This window comes from Salegentibacter profundi (assembly GCF_054121475.1).
The window spans coordinates 25,955-47,629 of record NZ_JBSYGG010000013.1; the positions used below are offsets into that span (position 1 = coordinate 25,955).

19 protein-coding genes and 1 tRNA gene are annotated in these 21,675 nt (G+C 38.7%); 13 read left to right on the forward strand and 7 right to left on the reverse strand.

Going from position 1 to position 21,675, the window contains the following annotated elements:
• Positions 1–3 precede the first annotated feature (3 nt).
• The 3 genes from ACW6NC_RS13920 (at position 4) to ACW6NC_RS13930 (ending at position 2,082) form a co-directional block, all read left to right on the forward strand.
• Positions 4–1,281: an acetyl-CoA hydrolase/transferase family protein gene (locus ACW6NC_RS13920; protein WP_457866904.1), complete on the forward strand. Its 1,278-nt coding sequence runs from the start codon at positions 4–6 to the stop codon at positions 1,279–1,281.
• Positions 1,282–1,412: 131 nt separating this feature from the next.
• Entirely contained in the window at positions 1,413–1,694 is a 282-nt protein-coding gene (locus ACW6NC_RS13925) for a hypothetical protein (RefSeq protein WP_457866906.1), read from the forward strand.
• Between the two features lie 4 nt (positions 1,695–1,698).
• Positions 1,699–2,082, forward strand: a complete 384-nt coding sequence (locus tag ACW6NC_RS13930) for a group III truncated hemoglobin (RefSeq protein WP_457866908.1) — start codon at positions 1,699–1,701, stop codon at positions 2,080–2,082.
• A 94-nt stretch (positions 2,083–2,176) separates the two neighbouring features.
• Here ACW6NC_RS13930 and ACW6NC_RS13935 read toward each other — a convergent pair whose 3' ends face one another.
• From ACW6NC_RS13935 to ACW6NC_RS13950, 4 genes are all read right to left on the reverse strand, one after another.
• The gene (locus ACW6NC_RS13935; RefSeq protein ID WP_457866909.1) at positions 2,177–2,941 is read right to left on the reverse strand and encodes a universal stress protein; all 765 of its coding nucleotides are present in this window, start codon (positions 2,939–2,941) and stop codon (positions 2,177–2,179) included.
• An 86-nt stretch (positions 2,942–3,027) separates the two neighbouring features.
• Positions 3,028–4,068, reverse strand: a complete 1,041-nt coding sequence (locus ACW6NC_RS13940; protein WP_457866910.1) for a response regulator — start codon at positions 4,066–4,068, stop codon at positions 3,028–3,030.
• 51 nt (positions 4,069–4,119) lie between these two features.
• Positions 4,120–5,352, reverse strand: coding sequence for a PAS domain-containing sensor histidine kinase (locus tag ACW6NC_RS13945; protein ID WP_457866911.1), 1,233 nt, complete (start codon positions 5,350–5,352; stop codon positions 4,120–4,122).
• Between the two features lie 323 nt (positions 5,353–5,675).
• Positions 5,676–5,748 (reverse strand) — tRNA-Gln (locus tag ACW6NC_RS13950).
• A 225-nt stretch (positions 5,749–5,973) separates the two neighbouring features.
• On the opposite strand from ACW6NC_RS13950, the gene ACW6NC_RS13955 reads away from it, so the two are divergent.
• The gene (locus ACW6NC_RS13955; protein WP_457866913.1) at positions 5,974–9,273 is read left to right on the forward strand and encodes a protein O-mannosyl-transferase family; all 3,300 of its coding nucleotides are present in this window, start codon (positions 5,974–5,976) and stop codon (positions 9,271–9,273) included.
• An 88-nt stretch (positions 9,274–9,361) separates the two neighbouring features.
• Complete coding sequence (locus ACW6NC_RS13960; protein ID WP_457866915.1) at positions 9,362–10,000, forward strand: polysaccharide deacetylase family protein; 639 nt, start codon at positions 9,362–9,364, stop codon at positions 9,998–10,000.
• Here ACW6NC_RS13960 and ACW6NC_RS13965 read toward each other — a convergent pair.
• Both ACW6NC_RS13965 and ACW6NC_RS13970 read right to left on the reverse strand, forming a co-directional pair.
• Positions 9,997–10,293: a thioredoxin family protein gene (locus ACW6NC_RS13965; protein ID WP_457866917.1), complete on the reverse strand. Its 297-nt coding sequence runs from the start codon at positions 10,291–10,293 to the stop codon at positions 9,997–9,999. The genes ACW6NC_RS13960 and ACW6NC_RS13965 overlap by 4 nt on opposite strands.
• Positions 10,294–10,351: 58 nt before the next feature.
• Positions 10,352–11,575, reverse strand: coding sequence for a metallophosphoesterase (locus ACW6NC_RS13970; RefSeq protein ID WP_457866919.1), 1,224 nt, complete (start codon positions 11,573–11,575; stop codon positions 10,352–10,354).
• Between the two features lie 218 nt (positions 11,576–11,793).
• Between ACW6NC_RS13970 and polA the strand changes: the two genes are divergently transcribed.
• Positions 11,794–14,622: a DNA polymerase I gene (gene polA, locus ACW6NC_RS13975; protein WP_457866921.1), complete on the forward strand. Its 2,829-nt coding sequence runs from the start codon at positions 11,794–11,796 to the stop codon at positions 14,620–14,622.
• Positions 14,623–14,760: 138 nt separating this feature from the next.
• Here polA and ACW6NC_RS13980 read toward each other — a convergent pair whose 3' ends face one another.
• Complete coding sequence (locus ACW6NC_RS13980; RefSeq protein WP_457866922.1) at positions 14,761–15,336, reverse strand: DUF5004 domain-containing protein; 576 nt, start codon at positions 15,334–15,336, stop codon at positions 14,761–14,763.
• A gap of 377 nt (positions 15,337–15,713) precedes the next feature.
• On the opposite strand from ACW6NC_RS13980, the gene rplM reads away from it, so the two are divergent.
• The 7 genes from rplM (at position 15,714) to ACW6NC_RS14015 (ending at position 21,658) form a co-directional block, all read left to right on the forward strand.
• Complete coding sequence (gene rplM, locus ACW6NC_RS13985; protein ID WP_093409013.1) at positions 15,714–16,169, forward strand: 50S ribosomal protein L13; 456 nt, start codon at positions 15,714–15,716, stop codon at positions 16,167–16,169.
• The gene (gene rpsI / locus ACW6NC_RS13990; protein WP_457866925.1) at positions 16,169–16,555 is read left to right on the forward strand and encodes a 30S ribosomal protein S9; all 387 of its coding nucleotides are present in this window, start codon (positions 16,169–16,171) and stop codon (positions 16,553–16,555) included. The genes rplM and rpsI overlap by 1 nt, the downstream gene beginning before the upstream one ends.
• A gap of 170 nt (positions 16,556–16,725) precedes the next feature.
• On the forward strand, positions 16,726–17,628 hold the full coding sequence (rpsB, locus tag ACW6NC_RS13995; RefSeq protein WP_457866927.1) for a 30S ribosomal protein S2: 903 nt from the start codon (positions 16,726–16,728) through the stop codon (positions 17,626–17,628).
• 87 nt (positions 17,629–17,715) lie between these two features.
• On the forward strand, positions 17,716–18,543 hold the full coding sequence (gene tsf, locus ACW6NC_RS14000; protein ID WP_457866928.1) for a translation elongation factor Ts: 828 nt from the start codon (positions 17,716–17,718) through the stop codon (positions 18,541–18,543).
• An 82-nt stretch (positions 18,544–18,625) separates the two neighbouring features.
• Complete coding sequence (locus ACW6NC_RS14005; RefSeq protein WP_457866930.1) at positions 18,626–19,366, forward strand: tRNA1(Val) (adenine(37)-N6)-methyltransferase; 741 nt, start codon at positions 18,626–18,628, stop codon at positions 19,364–19,366.
• Positions 19,367–19,423: 57 nt separating this feature from the next.
• A complete protein-coding gene (locus ACW6NC_RS14010) occupies positions 19,424–20,599 on the forward strand; it encodes an acyl-CoA dehydrogenase family protein (RefSeq protein ID WP_457866931.1) in 1,176 nt (391 codons plus the stop codon).
• Positions 20,600–20,902: 303 nt separating this feature from the next.
• The gene (locus ACW6NC_RS14015; RefSeq protein ID WP_457866932.1) at positions 20,903–21,658 is read left to right on the forward strand and encodes a DUF3050 domain-containing protein; all 756 of its coding nucleotides are present in this window, start codon (positions 20,903–20,905) and stop codon (positions 21,656–21,658) included.
• Positions 21,659–21,675: the final 17 nt, after the last annotated feature.

The window sequence follows — 21,675 nt, forward strand, 5'->3', positions numbered from 1 at the left end:
GGAATGACCAACCTCAAAATTGTTTCTCCGGCCGAGGCCGTTTCGGTAGTGAAATCTGGTAATCGTGTCTTTTTCCAGGGTGCTGCAATGACCCCCAACACCTTAATCGATGCCTTAAGCGAAAGATACAAGGAATTAAATGAGGTTGAAATCATACAAATTCATACTGAAGGAACCGCTAAGTACACTCAAAAACCATATAGCAATTCCTTTATCACCAATAGTTGTTTTGTAGCCGGTAACGTAAGAGAGGCTGTTAATTCTTCTATTGGGGCTTATATTCCCATTTTTCTTAGTGAAATGCACTTGCTTTTCAGAAGGAATATTCTCCCCCTTGATGTTGCTTTCATTCAGGTTTCTCCACCTGATAAACACGGGTATTGCTCATTAGGTGTTTCCGTAGATATTACCCTGCCTGCGATTCAAACAGCAAAGAAGGTGATTGCGCAAATCAATCCACAGGTCCCGAGAAGCCACGGGGATGGCAATATTCATATCAGTCGTATCGCTGCCGCCTGTGAAGTTGATCACCCGATATTTGCTTTGAATATCCACGAACCATCCGAAATTGAGACTAAAATAGGAATACATGTTGCCGGTCTTATTGAAGATGGAGCAACCCTCCAGATGGGTATCGGCGGGATTCCTAATGTGGTTTTAAGAAATCTCAGAAATCACAAACGCCTTGGAATACATACCGAGATGTTTTCGGATGGGATCCTTCCATTAGTAGCGTCAGGTGTGATTACCGGTGAGATGAAGGAGATTAAAACCGGTAAACTGGTAACCTGCTTCGCTTTGGGATCGCAAAAACTTTATGATTTCATTGACGATAATCCAATAGTCCATTTTAAGGAAGCGGGGTATACAAATGATACTGCCATCATTCGCCAAAATCCAAAGGTAACGGCAATAAACAGCGCTCTTGAAATTGATCTTACAGGACAGGTCTGTGCAGACACCATAGGAAAATATCAATACTCAGGGGTTGGAGGACAAATGGATTTTATTCGAGGAGCTTCACTTTCCGAAGGTGGAAAACCAATTATTGCCATGCCGTCGGTTACTGCAAAAGGAATTTCAAAGATTGTTCCTTATTTAAAAGAGGGAGCAGGAGTAACTACAACCCGGGCGCACGTACATTATATCGCCACCGAATACGGAGTGGTAGATCTTTACGGTAAAAACCTAAAGCAACGGGCTAAAGCATTAATTTCCATAGCTCACCCCGATCACAGGGAGGCACTGGAAAAGGAAACATTTTTAAGGTTTAAAAATTAGAAAACTCAGTAATTGAGCCGTCCCAGTCTGGAAACCTTCTTTCCGGCTTTGCCTTTTTTCTTTATGATTTGAGTCATATATATCCGGGAGTAAGCAGGGTAAATTTAACCCTAATCTAAAAAATCACTATAATGAAACTTTACAGCTCCCTGCTTGCAGATTTTGAAGAAACTCCGTTGGGCTATTCCACCATAGGAATAATAGCTTCCAGTTGTCTGGGATCAGTGGCAGCCATGCTCATTTTAATGCAGGGCCACGGATTTTGGGATATGTTACAGCTCTTTGTGGTAGTAAGCGTTTGCATGGGCTTCAACGCTGCTATTCTGGCGCAGTTTAAACCAAAAATTTTATTTAATGCATTATTGCTTAGCTTAGCCGTCTCAATAAGCTTTATTCTAATAAATATTATCTAAGCAAATGAAGGATGACATTCAAAATCGGGAAGATGTTTTCACTCTCATTTCCCGGTTTTATTCCAAGGTACGGAAGAACCCGGAAATTGGTTATTTCTTCAATGATACAATAGAGGATTGGGAAAAACACCTGGAAAAATTGACAGATTTTTGGGAAAGCAATCTTTTCTTTAAAGGAATATACCGCGGCAACCCACAGAAAGTCCATATAAAGGTAGACCAGGATAATAAAAACGAGATCCACTCCGAACATTTTGGAGTATGGCTTAACCTATGGTTTGAAACCATTGATGAACTTTTTGAAGGCGAACTGGCTAATCGTGCCAAAAACAACGCCAGGAAGATGTCCACCCACCTTTATCTGAAAATCTTTCAGTCCAGAGATTAAATTTTATATGGGTCCAGAATATAAAAAACCTGCTCGGTTAAGAACAGGTTTTTTGGGGCTAATTTCGTTTTATTCTAAAATGAATGAAACTTTTTTATCCATGAAGGATTAATATTGGCGGCCTTGAGACCTGGGCCCCTTTCTGAATGGGAGGATGCAACAACAATTCATCTGATATCTTCAAGTTACGTGCCATAAGCACCACCAGATTTGCAGAGGATTTCGCATCCTTCCAGAATTGCCCGCCAAGTTGGGAATTTGTATCGATAGTATTAAAATTTACAGCTCTTGGACTCAACCTGGTATTTAATTCCTGCCGAATTACACCAAGCTGGTTCTGGTCTTGTTTATTTCCGTTTATTTCCCACACATTGAATACAGAGGCTGCAAGCAACGGTAACTTTTTAAATACCTCCAGCATATCGCCGTGCAACATCACGGAATAATCAATAGGGAAGAACAGGTTTTCCCAGGCTTTAAATTCCTGGTTTTCCGTAACGGTAAGTACGGGACACTTCACCTTTCTCAAAACATTGTATGTATTTGTCCCAATACCTTTGATTTGATCGGAACTTCTGCCCGACGCGCCCATAACTATAAGATCAATATCCTTTTCTGCCACAACCTTCCGAGTAGCATCGATCAAATTATCATTTTTTAGGATTGCATGAAATTTATGGCCGTCTGCTGTGGCTTCCTGACGAAGCTTTTCGATGCAAGCATTTAGTCCCTCTTTATTTGAATCTCCCGCGTGTAATATGTAAAAATTTGAAGCAACACCAGGCAAATTCAGGGCATATTTAGCTGCATTATAAGCATGTGCAGAATAATCAGTTAAGATTAAAATGTTAATGGCCATGGATTTCCTTTTCTAATTTGTGGTAAAATTATAGAGAAAGTCCACAGCCAAATATGACGGCAGTCAGATATATCTAAAAAAGCTGGTCAACTTATTTTTTCAAGTTTAGCTGCATCGATAATCTTCACATTTCTACCTTCAATTTCAATAAGGCCTTCTTTTTTAAAGTCGGAAAGTGTTCTGATAAGGGTCTCTGAGGCAATACCCGCTACGCCCGCGAGGTCGGCACGTGAGATTCTGATACTATGTAAGGGATTCTTTTTAATTTCCCTGGCAAACATCAATATGGTTTTGGCGGTTTTTCTGCGTACTGATGCATAAGCGATATCAATGAGTTGCTCTTTAATTCCAAAGAGATTTTCGTTCATCACCTCAAGAAGCTCCATACTTACCCGACTGTTCTCATGTAGAATTTCTTTCAACTGATCTCTGGAAAGAGTATAAAGAGTGGTATCCTCCATAGCGGTTGCAAATTCTCTATATGCTGAGCTTGTATTAAAACTAAGACTCCCAAAGAAATCTCCGTCTTTATATAATTGTGTGATAATTTCCTTGCCACGGGAATCAAATTTATGAGCTTTTACAACACCGCGCTCTACCATATAGAAATTCACCGAAGTTTTGCCTTCTTCATAAACACTTTCCCCTGCCTTAAAATTTTGCTGTTCACCGGTTTTCATCAACTCCCTAAAGGCGGTAAGGTTTGGGATATGTTGTTGTTCTTTTGGGTCCTGAGCAATTTTATCACTTTTAAGGATCTCCACCTTCGCCAAACGGCTTTCGATGGCACTCAATAAATCAGACTCCTCAAAAGGTTTTGTGAGGTAATCATCAGCTCCCAGATCCATTCCTCTGCGTACGTCTTTATGCTCTGTTTTTGCGGAAAGAAAGATAAAAGGAATACCACTAGTTTCAGGAGTCTTGGATAGTGCTGTTAATACATCATACCCATCCATCTCAGGCATCATAATATCACAAACAATAATGTCAGGTAATTCGCTTTTCGCCTTTGTGACTCCTTGCTTTCCATCTGAAGCAGTTACTACAGAAAAATCTGATAATTCAAGGATTTCGGCGGTATTCTCTCGTACCGTAACGTCGTCTTCAATAAGCAATATTTTCTTCATCAATATAAATTTCAAGTACCATTAGGATAGTACTAAAATTAGCAAAACTATTTAACGTTCGTAATTCGGTAATTGCACTATAAAAGTTGAGCCTTTGTTTTCCTCACTTTTAAAATGAATTTTTCCACCCATATTCTCTACGTGAACCTTCACAATATTGAGCCCAATCCCAGTTCCTTGATTTAACAAGGCATTTTCGGCCCTAAAATACCGTTCGAAAATATGTTTTTGATCCTTTTCAGGGATTCCCATTCCTTCATCAGAAACCTCAAAAATAACCATATTATCGTTATTCTCAATTCTAAAATGGATCGTAGAATTTTCAGGTGAGTATTTTATGGCGTTACCGATCAAATTAGATAAAACAAGATCCAGGATCTTTTCATCCTGATAAAGGACAACCTCATCCAAATCCCGGGGATATTCTATCTCCTGACCATATTTTAGGGTTACATTGGCGTTATAAATCACATCATTAATGACCTTATTCAAACTAAAACTGCTGTATTTATAATTCACATTCCCCGATTCCAACCGTTCCAGGGAAAGGAAATCATTTAGAATATTATTTAAATAATGCACTTTATCTTTGATGGTTCGAAGATGCTTATCACGTTTTTCCTGCTGGTCTCCCTTAACATACTTTTCTGCAAGTGTGGCCGAAGTTAGTATACCACTTAGAGGAGTTTTAAATTCATGGGAAACAAGAGATAGGAACTTCGTTTTAAGTTCGTTAAGTTCCTTTTCCTGTTTAAGGGCGAGTTTAATCCTTTTTTCGGCCTCTTTTCTTTTACTAATCTCTTTCTCAAGATTGTCTACTGTTTCACGGAGTTCTTTAGTTCGAACTTTTATCTTGTCTTCCAGTTCTGCATTTAATTCCCGGATGCGTTTTTGATTTTCTTTCCGGATGGTAATGTCCACAATCAGGGACATCACAAATTCTTCTTCATCGATTCGAAAGGGATTTAGACCGGCCTCTACAGGAAACTGGCTACCATCTTTTCTTATGCCGAATAATTCCCGGCCATGTCCCATTTGGCGCTTTTCGCTGTGGGATAGAAAATCCTTAAAATGCTTGGAGTGGTTGGGTTTATAGTTAGGGGGAATTAAAATATTAAGATGTTGGCCAACCAGCTCCCCGCGTTCATATCCGAACATCTGAAGGGCTGCCAAATTAGCGGTCACTATTATTTGACTACTATCGACAACGATAACGCCTTCGGAAGCCGCTTCGAAGAGCGTATTAAAAACGTTGTGATTTTCATTAAAAAATTCTCTGGCCACAATTGTTATTTAAAATTTGCTGAAACTAAATTACAAAGCATTTATCAAAATCGAGTTGAAGTAGTTAAATATTTTATGCAATAGATACCGGGGTGTTTCGGGTTTTCTATTCTAATAATAAGCCGCAATCTTTCGGACGGGGTAGTAAAAAAGTGAAGAATTTATAGCTCGGCTCCAGTTTAAGATGATTTTCTCTTTGTAAAAGATTAATAATAAATTTAGGTAAAAACAACCTTAAACTTTCTCCCCAATTCTGAATCCTATATCCCAATTCAATGCAATAAAAAACCGAACTCTTTTCAGAATTCGGTTTCCTCTTTTTGTTGGCCTACTAGGGCTCGAACCTAGACTCTTCTGGACCAAAACCAGACGTGTTGCCAGTTACACCATAGGCCAATGCTTAAATGCGGATGCAAATTTAAAACAAACTTTTATTTACACAAACTTTTTTCCATAAATTCGAAGAGTATTTTTATTGGGAATCAGAATGGGCCATAAAGCAGAAATTTATCGGCCACATTTTCAAAGCTTTTTAAATTAAAAGGGGTTTTAAACGCTACTGATTAAGGGTTCACAATATTATTACTAAATTCGCCACTCAGGATTCAATTTAAATCAATAATGAGGGATTTTAGCTTTAAAAAGTGGAATAAGATATTTGGTTGGCTAGTATTTTTTATCGCACTTACTACTTATACCTTAACCTTAGAACCAACGGCCAGTTTTTGGGATGCTGGGGAATATATAGCCACTTCGGCTAATCTGGAAGTAGGACATCCTCCCGGAGCTCCTTTTTATCAGATGACTGGCGCATTCTTCTCCATGTTTGCACCGGATGAGACTAAAGTGGCCCTGATGGTAAATTTTATGTCGGGAGCGGCAAGTGCATTTGCTGTGCTATTTATGTTCTGGTCAATAAGCCTACTGGTACTTAAAATAGCAGGACCAGTTGAAAAATTAAATATTGCAAAAAAGATCGCTGTCCTGGGAAGTGCTGCTGTGGGATCACTGGCCTTCACTTTTACCGATAGCTTCTGGTTTAGTGCAGTAGAAGCAGAGGTATATGCCATGGCTGCTTGCATTATGGCCTTGCTTTTCTACCTGGGATTACTTTGGGAACGCGATATGTTTAAACCACGTGGAAACCGCTGGCTTATTCTTATTTCTTTAGTTATCGGGCTTTCTTTTGGGGTTCATTTTCTAGGGTTACTTACCATTCCGGCTATTGGTTTCCTGTATTTTTTTAAACACTACAAAAAGGTAACGGTAAAGAATTTTATTATAGCCAATATCGTGGTAGTAGCTGTATTGATGTTTATTTTTAAACTACTTCTACCCTACACCCTTACTTTCTTTGCGGCTTCAGAATTGTTTTTCACCAATTCCCTCGGCTTACCCTTTAATACTGGTACTATTGTAGCATTCCTGGTAATTGTGATCGCATTTTACTTCGGAATAAACTATTCTCGAAAAAAGAATTACTATCAGTTAAATACCCTCTTTTTATCAATATTGTTTATTCTGATTGGTTTTTCCAGTTGGGTGATGCTCCCAATTAGGGCAAATGCTCCTACAGTAATCAACGAAAATAGCCCCGACAATGCCCGGGAATTACTAGCCTATTATAACAGGGAACAATATGGAGAGACCCATCTCTTCTATGGTCCGCAATTTTCAGAAATGTATAGCGGTTTAGATCCGGAAAATCCATATAAGGATGGCAAGCCACATTATGAAAAAGACGAGGAGAAAGGTGAATATGTCATTGTTAACGATTATAAAAATGCCCGGCAAAACTTAGATGACAGCCATAAGGCATTTCTTCCGAGAATGTGGAGCAGTGAACATGCTGCCAATTACATGGAATTTACAGGTCCACTGGAATTTACCGTTAAGAGAGAATACCAGGGGCAAGAACAACTTTTACAGGCAATCCAGGAATTCAAAAATGAATACGCCCAGGGGAACCTAGATAATACGGATTACCATAGGTTTCTACAACAGTTTGGAGAGTATATTAACGTTGAAAAGCCATCCTTTGCCTCCAATATTGCTTATCTACTGGAATACCAAATAGGTTATATGTACTGGCGATATTTTATGTGGAATTTTGTAGGACGCCAGGATGATATTCAGGGAAAGTATGATGATTTACATGGAAACTGGCTAAGTGGAATTAAATTCTTGGATGAAATGCGTCTGGGACCACAGGAGAACCTTCCTTCAGATGTAAAGAATAATAAAGCCCGGAATACTTATTACTTTTTACCATTCATATTAGGACTCATCGGACTGGTATTTCATTTTAAACGTGACAAAAATAATTTCTGGGTGTTACTGGTATTTTTCCTTTTTACCGGAATTGCCCTTAAAATTTACCTCAACGAAAGACCCTTTGAACCAAGAGAACGAGATTACGCACTGGTAGGTTCATTTTATGTTTTTGCGATCTGGATAGGTATCGGAGTTTATGCCTTATTCGATTGGGCTAAAAAATTCTTTACACCAAAGATTGTGGCGCCAGTGGTAATTATGGTTTCGTTACTCGGGGTTCCCGTTCTGTTGGCCTCTGAGAATTGGGATGACCATGACCGAAGTGGAAGGGATACAACTCTTAGTATGGCTAAAATGTATCTGGACTCAGTAGACCAAAACGGAATTATTTTTACCATAGGGGATAACGACACCTTTGCCTTATGGTATGTCCAGCAAATTGAACGTTATCGAACCGATGTAAGGGTGGTAAATACAAGTCTGTTCGCCACTGATTGGTATATAGACCAGATGAAGCAAAAGGCTTTTGATAGTGATCCGATCCCTTCTCAATTTGAAGCGGAGGATTATACCGGAAAAAATGATGCGGTCTTCTTTAGGGAAATCACTCAGGACACCCTACCACTTAAAACATTCTTAAATTACATCCAAAATGACGATCCTAGGACGAAAGCTGAATTACAAAGCGGACAGTTTGTAAATACCTTTCCTTCCAAAAATGTCCGCATTCCTGTAGACAAACAAACAGTCCTTAAAAATGGAATTGTTCAGGAGAAATTTGCCGATCAAATTGTGGATCATATCGATCTGCAAATAGACAGTCAAATCCTATATAAAAACAGGTTGATGATGTTGGATATCATCGCAAATAACAATTGGGAGCGCCCAATATATTTCACTGGTGGAAGCTATGGCGATGATGATTACCTTTGGATGAAAGACCATCTTCAACTCGAGGGAATAGCCTACAAACTTGTACCGATAAAAACACCTATTGACCCCAGAAACCCATATGATATGGGCAGAGTGAATACCGAAAAAATGTATGAAATCGTGAAGAGCTGGGATTGGGGAAATATGGGCAGTGATGATATTTATCACGATCCAGAAACCCGTAAAAATTCTATTACTTATAGGAGCAACCTGGCTCGCCTGGTGGAGAATCTTCTTAATGAAGGGGACACTGCCCGAGCTAAAGAAATATTAGACCTGGCTATGGAACATACTCCGGTTGAATTTTATGGGTATTACAGCTTAGTAGAGCCTTATATAGATGCTTATTATAAAGTGGGTGAGCCAGAAAGAGCCCGTGAAATATGGGAGAAGGTTGCCAAAAAATACCAGGAAAACCTGAAATGGTACAGCACCTGGGGCGTGGACAGGCAATATCGTTATGCAGATGAAATTATCTCTGATATGGAGCGCTATAGAAGCCTGGTTGATATACTGGTAAGAAATCAAGATGAAGAGATTATTCAGGAAAAAGCCGATGAATTCAATGAACATCTCAGAATGTTCAGACATTTCTATGGCGAAGAAGAGACAATTGAGCCTGAAGAGGTTCCGATAGAAGAAGCCCTTAGGCAAGATGCAATGCAGCAACTAGACCAGCAGACCCAAGAGGTAAAGTTAGATTCTACTGAATAATTAAACCACCTGAAGATCGATGACACCTTATCTCTTCTTGCCGAGCTATGAGGTTCAAAAATTTTAGGTACACATTTCTAATTTTAATATGCGGAGGTTGCTTGTTAAATATCCTTCCATTCTTCGATGGTGTTATCCAAAAAGGCTTTCACGGTTAAATACCGAAAAAAGTATTTTTTTCACTTTTGATGATGGTCCTATTCCCGAAGTTACACCTTGGGTATTGAATCAGTTGGAAGCATTTCAGGCAAAAGCTACATTTTTCTGTATCGGTGAGAACATCAGGAAGAATCCTGAGCTTTTTCAGAAAATGCTCAATAAAGGTCATCAAATTGGAAATCACAGTTTTAATCATTTGAATGGTTGGAAAACCCCAACATCAAAATATTTACAAAATGTATTATTAACTGAAGCCCTTCTTGAAAAAAAACACCCACAAAATCCACGGCCAAAATTGTTCAGGCCCCCCTTCGGAAAATTAAAGAATTCTCAAGCCAGAAAACTCTCTAAACTCGGTTTTAAGATTGTGATGTGGGATGTCATCAGCTGGGATTTTAACCGAAACACCAGGAAAGAATCAGTCTATGAGAATGTGATTAAATATGCCACAGAAGGAAGTATTATTGTTTTTCACGATAGCAATAAAGCTTCGAAAAACTTAAAATACACTTTACCAAAACTCTTGGATTATTATTCTAAAAAAGGCTATGAGTTCAAAAGCCTTTAAACATATTCTTTTAGCAAACCAATTAGCGTTGGCGCATCCTGTTCTCCACTTTGACGCCATTTCATTTCTCCTTCCTTATAGATCATTAAAGTAGGAAGTGCTTTTACCCGTAATGCTTCTGCTAACCGGGAGTTCTTATCAATATCTATCTTAATTACTTTCGCCTTATCTCCTAGCGCTCCGGCAACATCCCTTAAAACAGGATGCATAGCCTCCGACGCATGATTACCTTCAGTATAAAAATCCAGTAAAACAGGAATTTTTAGATCTACTAATTCACCAAACTTAGACATCAGTATAATTTTTCGTTAGTACAGCATCGGCTTAATCAAATATAGCAATTTCTGGTAATTATACAGGTTTAGGACCCTTTTTAAGCTCAATAACACTGATTTCTGGCCATATACCCACACGCCCGGGAAAGGCAAGGTAACCAAAACCTCGATTCACATTAATATACCTGCCAAATTCTTCATAGATCCCCGCCCAGTTTTTATAACGATATTGCACTGGGCTCCAACGAAACCAACCTGGAATTTCAATTCCAAACTGCATTCCATGAGTATGACCGCTTAATGTTAAATGATAGTTCTTCTGATCCATCTTCACTATTTCCTGCCAATGTGAAGGATCATGACTAAGCAGTACTTTAAAATCCTTCGATGAAAGTCCGTCCGCAGCAGCATCTAGATCCCCTGCTTTTTTGAAACCCCCAATTCCCCAGTTTTCTACACCGACCAATGCTATCCGGCCTCCATTCTTTTCGATAAAACGATGCTCATTCAGGAGAAGATTCCACCCCATTTCCTGATGAGTTTTCTTTAATTTATTTAGGTTTTCTTCTTTTTCTTCTGTTGAAGACCATTGTTTATAATCGCCATAATCGTGATTACCCAGGACAGAATAAACACCATCTTTTGCCTTTATGGAGGAAAACATTTCTTTCCAGGGATCCATTTCGGCAGCAACATTATTAACCAGGTCACCGGTAAACAACACCACATCACTCTGCTGCTTATTTAAAAGATCTATGCCGTATTTAATCTTATTTTTATTATCGAAACTTCCGCTATGAATATCACTTATCTGGCTGAGTTTATAACCATCAAAGGCATCCGGAAGGTCTTCAAAGTAGAGGGTATACCGCAATACCCTAAAGTTATATCGCCCCTGGTACATCCCATACAAAACTGAGGCCAATGGTATTGCAGCAATCCCAAGGGCCAGTTGTCCTATAAATTTCCGTCTCGAGGGCATGTTAAATCCCTCTTCAGATGAAAACCTATTCAAGGTACCTGCTCCGAGCCTATAAATATCTTCACCGAACATGAAAAGGCTCATTAATAATTTAGCTAGCATTACTGCAAGCAGGAATCCAAAAGCATAACCCCGCCCGAGAGAAAGCACAGCACCTTCCGTGGGCTGCAGCCATTGATAGATAAAATTACCTACTACCGCAATTGAAATAAAAATATAAATTCCAAGCACCCAATTGCTACGAGTGAAACCCCGTAAAACCTGGAAAGCATACACATCAATAATAAGATAGAAAACAATAAAAATTAGCCAACGCATTGAATATTCAGATTTTTTGCAAATATACTCTTAACCACTCTCTTTAAAAGATTCGTTAACAGAAGATTTAATTAATGTTTAAGTCATAAAAACATTACTGTACTATTTTCCGTTACAAAAAGCCTGCCCTTGTTCTTAATTTTTCCTTTGGCTCCGATAGCGGTATGATTTTATCTTTGTAGTTTTGATACATTCTAAGAAATATAAATTCCCATTATATGTCCAACAAAAAACGGCTTTTTCTAGTTGATGCTTATGCCCTGATTTTTCGCGGTTATTATGCTTTTATTAAAAACCCAAGGATAAATTCAAAAGGTTTTGATACCTCAGCAATCATGGGTTTTATGAATTCTCTTTTTGATGTAATAAGACGTGAAAAACCAGATCATCTGGCCGTTTGTTTTGATAAGGAGGGTAGCGAAGTGCGCACTGAAATGTTTGCTGAATACAAAGCAAACCGCGATGCCACTCCTGAGCCCATAAAGGAGGCAATTCCGATAATCCAGGACATTCTTAAGGCTATGCATATTCCAGTAGTGGTACTGCCAGGTTGCGAGGCAGATGACATTATAGGAACTCTAGCCCAACAGGCCGAAAAAGAAAATTATCATGTCTACATGGTAACTCCGGATAAGGACTTTGCTCAGCTAGTTACCGAAAATATCTTTATGTATCGTCCTGCAAGAATGGGAAACGGCATCGAAATATGGGGAATACCTGAGGTAAAAAAGAAATTTGAGGTAGAGACACCTAATCAGGTTATAGATTTTCTAGGAATGATGGGCGATTCTGTTGATAATATCCCCGGACTACCAGGAGTAGGTGAGAAAACCGCTAAGAAATTTATCAAAGAATTTGGGAGTATGGAAAATCTTCTGGCCAATACCGATAAGTTAAAAGGGAAAATGCGGGAAAAGGTGGAGGCACATAAAGAGCAGGGATTAATGTCCAAAAGACTCGCAGCAATTTTAACCGATTGCGATGTCAAATTCCATGCTGAGGATTATGAACTTTCCATGCCAGATGCAGAAAAGGTCCAGGAAATATTTGATGAACTTGAATTCAGAAGACTTAAAGATCAATTCATTAAACTTTTTAGTGGAGAAGAACAACACACCCAAACCCAGATTACTAATTCCCCATCCGCAAGAAAGAATGCAAAAACTGCAGGTGAAGGCCAATTCTCCCTTTTTGGTGCGGAATCCGCTGATAAAATCGAATCTACCTCAGGAAGAAAAACGTTAAAAGACACTCCTCACGTCTATCAAAGTCTGAAAACGGAATTGGCAAGAGCATTGTTTTTTAAAAACCTGATGAAACAAAAAAATGTATGTTTCGATACTGAAACAACGAGCATAAACCCTCTCGAGGCAGAATTGGTTGGAATAGGGTTTTCTTGGGAACCGGGAAAAGGTTATTATTTACCCTTTCCTGAGCAAAGAGAAGAAGCACAGGCGCTAGTTGAGGAGTTAAGGCCGTTTTTTGAAGATGAAACCATCGAAAAAACTGGACAGAATTTAAAATACGATATTAAAGTTCTGGCAAAGTATGGCATCAAGATAAAGGGTCAACTCTTCGACACCATGATTGCCCATTATCTTATCAATCCGGATATGCGTCACAATATGGATATCCTTGCGGAAACATATTTGAATTACAGTCCGCAACCTATTTCAGAACTCATCGGCAAAAAAGGGAAAAATCAGAAATCCATGCGGGAAGTCCCCTTAGACCAACAAACCGAATATGGTGTAGAAGATGCCGATATCACGCTTCAACTTAAAAAATTCTTTGAGGAGGAATTAAAAGAAGCCAATATTCGAAAATTATTTGATGAAATCGAAATCCCGTTGGTAAGCGTGCTTGCCGATATGGAACTTGAAGGAATAAAACTCGATCAACAATTTCTCAATTCTCTCACCGAAGCACTCCTCAATGATATTGCTGAATTAGAAAAAAAGATCTTTGCGGAAGCTGGAGAGGAATTTAAAATAAGTTCTCCAAAGCAGCTGGGATTGATCCTTTTTGAAAAAATGGAGCTTGTTAAAAAACCGAAAAAGACCAAGACCGGCCAATATTCTACCAGTGAGGACGTACTATCTACACTGTCCAAAGACAACAAGATCATACAGTATGTCCTTGATTATAGAGCACTGGTGAAATTACTTAACACCTATGTGAGAGCTCTTCCGAATCAAATCGAAAAGTCAACCGGAAGAGTACATACGGATTATGTACAAACCATAGCTGCAACAGGAAGGTTGAGCTCCAACAACCCTAACCTTCAGAATATACCGATAAGAACTGAAAGAGGACGAGAAGTAAGAAAGGCTTTTGTCCCCAGGAATGAAGATTACACTCTACTTGCTGCCGATTATTCCCAGATAGAACTAAGGATTATCGCTGCGCTTAGCAAGGAAGAAAATATGATTAGGGCCTTTAAAAACGGGGAGGATATTCATGCTTCTACGGCTGCTCAGGTCTTTAATATACCTTTAAAAGAAGTCACCAGGGAGCAACGTAGCAATGCAAAAACGGTGAACTTCGGAATTGTTTATGGAGTTTCTGCTTTCGGCTTGAGTAATCAGACCAATTTATCACGAAGTGAAGCCAAACAACTTATCGACACTTACTATAAAACCTATCCAAAACTTACCAATTACATCGGGGACCAAGTTGCCTTTGCCCGGGAGCACGGCTATGTTCAGACTATATTAGGACGACGACGATATTTAAAAGATATTAATTCCCAGAATGCTGTAATTCGCGGTGCCGCAGAAAGAAATGCCGTTAATGCTCCAATTCAGGGAAGCGCAGCTGACATTATTAAGCTAGCAATGATCAATATCCACAGAAAGCTCAATGAAGCTAATTACAAAACCAGAATGCTCTTGCAGGTGCACGATGAATTAGTTTTTGATGCATATAAAGATGAATTGGATGAAGTAAGAAAACTGATTAAGGAGGAAATGGAAAATGCCTACCGACTTGAAGTCCCACTTGAAGTTGAGATTGGTACCGGAGACAATTGGCTGGAAGCACATTAAATATCAAGTAAAACTCAAAAATTTAATCAATACTAGGCATCTAATATATTGTCACACAGACTTATTACCTTTGTATTGCAAAAAAGGAAGCCCCATCGCATGAGAGGCTTCCTTTTTTAGTTTAACGCTAATTAAATATTAATTGACCCTGGTATACTCTACAGCTAGAACAAGTATATGTGAGGCATGAGAATCTCCTGGATCATCGACATATTGAGAGGATTCAAATTTGGAAACATCAAAACCAAATCTATCAGCTTCTTTGTTGATGATTTTCCTGTCGGAATATACCTCTCCATTAATTTCTAAATTCAGAATAAGCTCATCGTTCTCAACATCCCAGGTACCGTGGTCGGTTCGTCCTGAGAGGCATTTGAATTCATCACCATTTACCCCATAATTAAAATCGAGTTTGGAATTTACAGTGGTAAAGGTTCCGTCAGCAAAAAATGTAACACCCATGGTGTCAAAACAAGTGGTTTCTTCAAGAATGTTCTCGTGACCTATTCCATCATCATCAAGGTCTACAAGGGTATCGGCCTGCATGGTAGTCAATCTCCACTCACCTACCATAGAATCACGGTCTATAACAGTAAGATTGGTTTGCGAAATATCCACAGCCATAACATCTTCACTACTTGGCTCACAACTTCCTAAAAATATCACTAAAACAGCGACAAGAAATTTCATTTCTAAATTAAAAATATTCTTCATAGCAATTGGGGGGTTTAATTCTTTTTCGGGTGCAAAGTTAAAAACATTTAAATAATTTTATGACTTTTTTAACATTAAAAATGCCGTTAATCGTTGTTAATAAACCTTTTATCGGTTTTCACCCCATATATGGAAAGACAAATATTATAATGATCGCAGCCAATGATTAGGTGAAGGATAGCTTGGAATCAATATCATCCTTGAAAAAGCAAACATTATCAAAATGGCTTGAGAGACAGGGATTTCCAAAGAAATAAATTAATAAGTCACTTATTTGCTATATGAATTTATAATTGTACATTTGCACCCCGTTTTCCCACCATGAATCATGTGGGGAATGGGAATGGAATGTTTAATAATAAGTAAATTTAATTAGTGTGGACACATTAAGCTACAAAACAGTATCGGCAAACAAGGCTACCGTTTCAAAAGAATGGGTTCTTGTAGATGCTGAAGGACAGACTTTAGGTCGCCTATCTTCAAAAGTAGCCAAGCTACTAAGAGGTAAGCATAAACCTGATTTTACCCCACACGTTGATTGCGGAGATAACGTAATTGTTATCAATGCAGAAAAGATCAACTTAACCGGAAAGAAATGGGATGCGAAAGAATATATTCGCCATACCGGTTACCCAGGGGGACAAAGAAGTTTAACAGCAGCCGAATTATTCGACAAAGCCCCAGAACGCCTTGTTGAAAAAGCAGTAAAAGGGATGTTACCAAAGAACAAACTTGGAGCTGACCTATTCAGAAATTTAAAGGTTTATGTTGGATCAGAACATGATCACAACGCGCAAAAACCTAAAACTATTAACTTAAACGAATTTAAGTAATGGAGGTTATTCACAAAATTGGCCGTAGAAAAACAGCGGTTGCGAGAGTATATGTTTCTGAAGGAAGCGGAAACTTTACAATTAACAAAAAAGATCTCAAGGATTACTTCACCACAGGTACACTCCAGTACAAAGTAAATCAGGCCTTAAATCTTACTGGTAATGATGGTAACTTCGACATCAAAGCGAATGTTTACGGAGGAGGAATTACCGGTCAGGCTGAAGCTATTCGTCTTGCTTTGTCAAGAGCAATGGTAGAATTGGATGCTGAAAACAGATCGGTATTAAAACCAGAAGGCTTAATGACCAGAGATCCAAGAATGGTAGAGCGTAAGAAATTCGGACAGAAGAAAGCCCGTAAGAAATTCCAGTTCTCTAAACGTTAATTATTATTGGGTTCAGACCCCAAAGAAGTTCATTAAATATTAAAAAGAATTTTGTTGTTATCCCGGTTGCTATCGGGAGTTAGTTTAGCATCTAAACAGGTAAGGCCGTATTTAAATTAAAATAGCCACTTACTTGTTGCTATCTCAACAGAACGTAAACTATTACAAAAATGGCAAACAAAGTAGAAGTAAAAGAATTACTTGATGCAGGTGTGCACTTTGGACACCTTACAAGAAGATGGAACCCAAATATGGCCCCATATATTTATATGGAACGCAATGGGATTCATATAATCAATCTATATAAAAGTGCTGCAAAAATGCAGGAAGCCGGTGAGGCACTTGCAAAAATAGCAGCTAGCGGCAGAAAAATCCTTTTTGTAGCGACTAAAAAGCAGGCTAAAGAAATTGTAGCCGAGCAAGCTGAAAAAGCAAATATGCCTTACATCACCGAGCGTTGGCCCGGTGGAATGCTTACCAACTTCGTTACCATCCGTAAGGCTGTGAAGAAAATGGCGTCTATAGATCGAATGAAAAAAGATGGTACTTTCAACACTCTTTCTAAAAAAGAACGCCTACAGGTAGACCGTCTTAGGGCAAAATTAGAGAAAAACCTTGGTTCCATTTCAGAAATGAGCAGGCTACCAGGAGCTTTATTTGTAGTTGATATCACCCGCGAACACATCGCCATTAAAGAGGCTCAGAAATTAAACATTCCAATTTTCGCAATGGTAGATACCAACTCAGATCCTCGTGAGGTTGAATATGTTATTCCTTCCAACGATGACGCTTCAAAATCTATCAACAAGGTGGTTTCTTACGCAGCTGACGCTATCGTAGAAGGCCTTTCTGAAAGAAAAGCTAACAAAGAGACTAAGAAAGCTGAAAAAGAAGAGAAAGAGGAAAAAGCTCCTAAAGCTCCTAAAGCTAAAGTAGCTAAAACAGAAGATGCAGAGGTCCCTTCTAAAGATGCTGAAGACAAAAAAGCAATGAAGGAAGCCCAACAAGAAGTAAAACTTGAAGATAAGCAAGAAACTCTTGATAAGGCAAAATCATCTAACGAAGAAGAATAAACCAATATTTTTTATAAAATCTAAAAGTCGTTTAGTCCTTTCTTTCTGAGTTAGTTTCTAAACGACTTTTTAATAACATACAATATTATGGCTAAAATAACTGCTGCAGAAGTAAATAAATTGAGAAAAGCTACCGGTGCGGGAATGATGGATTGTAAAAAAGCATTGGTAGAAACCGATGGTGATTTCGATAAAGCCATTGAGGTACTTCGTAAAAAGGGTCAGAAAGTTGCTGCAAAAAGAGCTGACAGAGACTCTTCAGAAGGTGCTGCAATAGCAAAAACAAACGAGGAAAATACAAAGGGAATTATTATATCTCTAAACTGTGAGACCGATTTTGTTGCCAAAAATGATGATTTCGTGAAACTGGCTAATGATTTCGCTGAACTCGCTCTAAATTATAATTCAAAAGAAGAGTTCCTTAAAGCAGATTACCAGGGAATGAGTGTTGAAGATAAATTAACTGAGCAAACCGGAGTTATTGGTGAGAAAATTGAAATTGGTGCCTTTAAAACCCTTGAAGCTCCATTCGTTGGTTCTTACATCCACGCGGGTAATAAAATCGCTGTAATCACAGGGCTTTCCAAAAATGTTGATGGTGTAGAAGAAGCAGCTAAAAATGTTTCTATGCAAGCTGCTGCGATGAATCCAGTTGCCCTTAATGAAGAAGGTGTCGACCAAAGCACAATCGAGAAAGAAGTTGAAATTGCAAAAGACCAACTTCGCCAGGAAGGCAAACCTGAAGAAATGCTAGACAATATCGCAAAAGGTAAGATCAAAAGATTCTTCAAGGACAATACGCTGGTTAACCAGGCATATATCAAGGACAGTAAGCAAAGCGTTTCGGATTACGTGAAATCTGTAAACACTGATCTTGAAGTTGTAGGTTTCAAAAGAGTTGCTCTAGGAGAATAATTAAATGTTTTCACGCAGGTTAAAAACTTACATAAATCGCAAACCGCTTCCTTAAACAGAAGCGGTTTTTTATTTTTACACAATGTCCAACAAGGCTTTTCAGTTTAAAGAATTCAAAATAGAACAAGATCGGTGTGCCATGAAAATTGGAACAGACGGGGTTCTTCTTGGTGCATGGACACCGATAAAACACCAGCCCAATAGCATCTTGGATATAGGCACAGGGACAGGTCTAATTGCTTTAATGCTCGCCCAACGTTGTTCTGCTGAACTTATAGACGCTCTGGAACTCGATAAGGAGGCTTTTGAACAAGCTGTAGAAAATTTTGAGAACAGTCAATGGAATGATCGGCTCTTCTGTTATCATGCTGGCTTTGACGAGTTCGTAGAAGAAATGCAGGAGGAGGAAAAATATGATTTAATAGTAACCAATCCCCCATTTTATGAGCCCCCTTTAAGGCATAGCAGCAAGGAGAACTCCATCACCATGGCTAGACGAAATGCCAGGTTTTATAATGCTTTGCCATTTCCAGGATTAGTAGAAGGAATTTCAAAACTACTTCATCCTGAAGGAGAATTCAACATTATTATCCCCAACAAGGAAGAAGCTAATTTTATAGCGTTAGCCAGAGAATTTGCTCTCTTTCCAAAGAAAGTTACCAGAGTTCGCGGAACAGATAAATCGGACATTAAAAGAAGCTTGTTGTGTTTTAGTTTTAAAAACATCAACCCGGAAGAAAATGAACTTACTATTGAAATTTCCCGCCATAAGTATACGGAAGCCTACAAAAATATGGTGAAGGAGTTCTATCTTAAATTATAATTTTAAAATTGTTTGCTATTAAAAGCTTGGCTACATTTGTGTAAAACACTACACAAGATGAGACCAGATCTATTTCAAGCGCCTGATTATTATAATCTTGATGAGCTTTTAACCGATGAACATAAAATGGTTCGTGACGCTGCCCGGGAATGGGTGAAACGCGAAATATCTCCAATAATTGAAGATGCTGCCCAAAAGGCTGAATTTCCTAAATCTATCATAGCTGGGCTCGCTGAAATTGGTGCTTTTGGTCCATACATACCTGAAGAATATGGTGGATCAGGACTCGATCAAATCTCTTACGGACTCATTATGCAGGAAATAGAAAGAGGGGACAGTGGAGTGCGTTCTACAGCTTCAGTACAATCTTCCCTGGTAATGTATCCCATTTTTAAGTATGGAACAGAACAGCAAAAGGAAAAGTACCTACCAAAACTTGCCAGTGGTGAGATCATGGGATGTTTTGGCCTTACTGAACCTGATTACGGTTCCAACCCCGGTGGGATGGTCACCAATTTTAAAGATAAAGGAGATCATTACTTACTCAACGGAGCCAAGATGTGGATCTCCAATGCACCCTTTGCTGATATTGCCATTGTATGGGCAAAAAACGAAGAAGGCCGTATTCACGGTCTGATTGTAGAACGCGGAATGGAAGGTTTTTCTACCCCTGAGACCCATAATAAATGGTCCCTGCGCGCCAGCGCTACTGGAGAACTAATTTTCGATAATGTCAAAATTCCAAAAGAAAATCTAATGCCGAATAAAAGTGGACTTGGTGCGCCCCTTGGCTGCCTGGACTCTGCAAGGTTTGGTATTGCCTGGGGAGCTATTGGGGCAGCAATGGATTGTTATGATACGGCATTAAGGTATGCTAAGGAAAGAGTTCAGTTTGATAAGCCCATTGGCGGGAAACAACTTCAGCAGAAAAAACTGGCGGAAATGATTACAGAAATCACAAAAGCCCAATTAATGGCATGGAGACTTGGCGTATTAAGAAATGAAGGCAAAGCTACATCTGCTCAGATCTCAATGGCCAAGAGAAATAATGTTGAAATGGCTATCAATATTGCCCGCGATGCCAGGCAGATTTTAGGAGGAATGGGGATTACTGGTGAATATAGTATAATGCGTCATATGATGAACCTTGAGAGTGTGATCACTTACGAAGGGACCCATGATATTCATCTATTAATTACCGGAATGGACATTACCGGGATACCAGCATTTTAATTAGATAATCAAGAATTATCCAAAAGATCAAAACAAGGGCAACGCTTACAACGTTTGCCCTTTTTGTATTTCTCACAGCACTCGGTTTTCAGTGGTTTCGGTTTTTTAGAAACCACCCCTTCCAGTTGTAAATAATCCTTCGATTTATTGGAATAAAACACCAGAATATGAAATGAATAGCTTGCCTGTATCCTCATAATTTTAATATATCCTAATTTGTTGGATATTAAGGAGATTCTATCCTTAAGATTTTTATTTCCCCTCTATAGCTTTTACTTTTGAGACCCTATGGAGATAGAAAAAATGATACAAGAAATAAACCAAAATTTTAATTTAGGATTAAAAAATTTAACGAACTCCACCATTCATCAACATATCAATACTAAAGAGCAGTTAAAGGTTTATATGGAGCATGAGATTTTTGAGGTTTGGGCCAGCATGTCATTGCTTAATTCTTTAAAAGAAGAGTTTACAAAAACCACAAATCCATGGCTCCCTGTGGGTGATCCTGAACTCCGATTTCTAATTAATAAAGTGAACCTTGAGGAGGAAACCGCAATGAATTACTTCGGGGAACATCAAAGCAAATTTGAGATGTACCTTGATGCAATGGCCGCCACTGGTGCCAAGACAGAAAATATCACGAATTTTCTTAGGCACGTGAGTCATGGTACAGACATCTTTCTGATTATTGCCGCTTCTAAACTTCCGCTTTGTATAAAAAAATATATTAAAACTATATTTGAAATTATTTCTGAAGGGGAACCTCATAAGATAGCTGCAGCCTTTGCTTACAGTTCAGTAGTTATGAGTAATTTTAATTTACTTAACGAAATTCCAAAAATCGAGATGGATGCAAAGACAGACCTTAAATTACTAAAGCATTTCCTAGGCATGCAAACCCAAAACGACTTTGTCCCTGCTTTTAGGATAGTGGAAATGCTCTGCAGAAAAAGTCCTCGGAAATGGGATGATACAAAATTAATAGCTGAGGTAATTGCCCAGAATCAACGAAACTTAATGGAAGGGGTTAAAACTGAGCTAACTGGTAGCTTTTAAAGAACCATCAGGTTAAA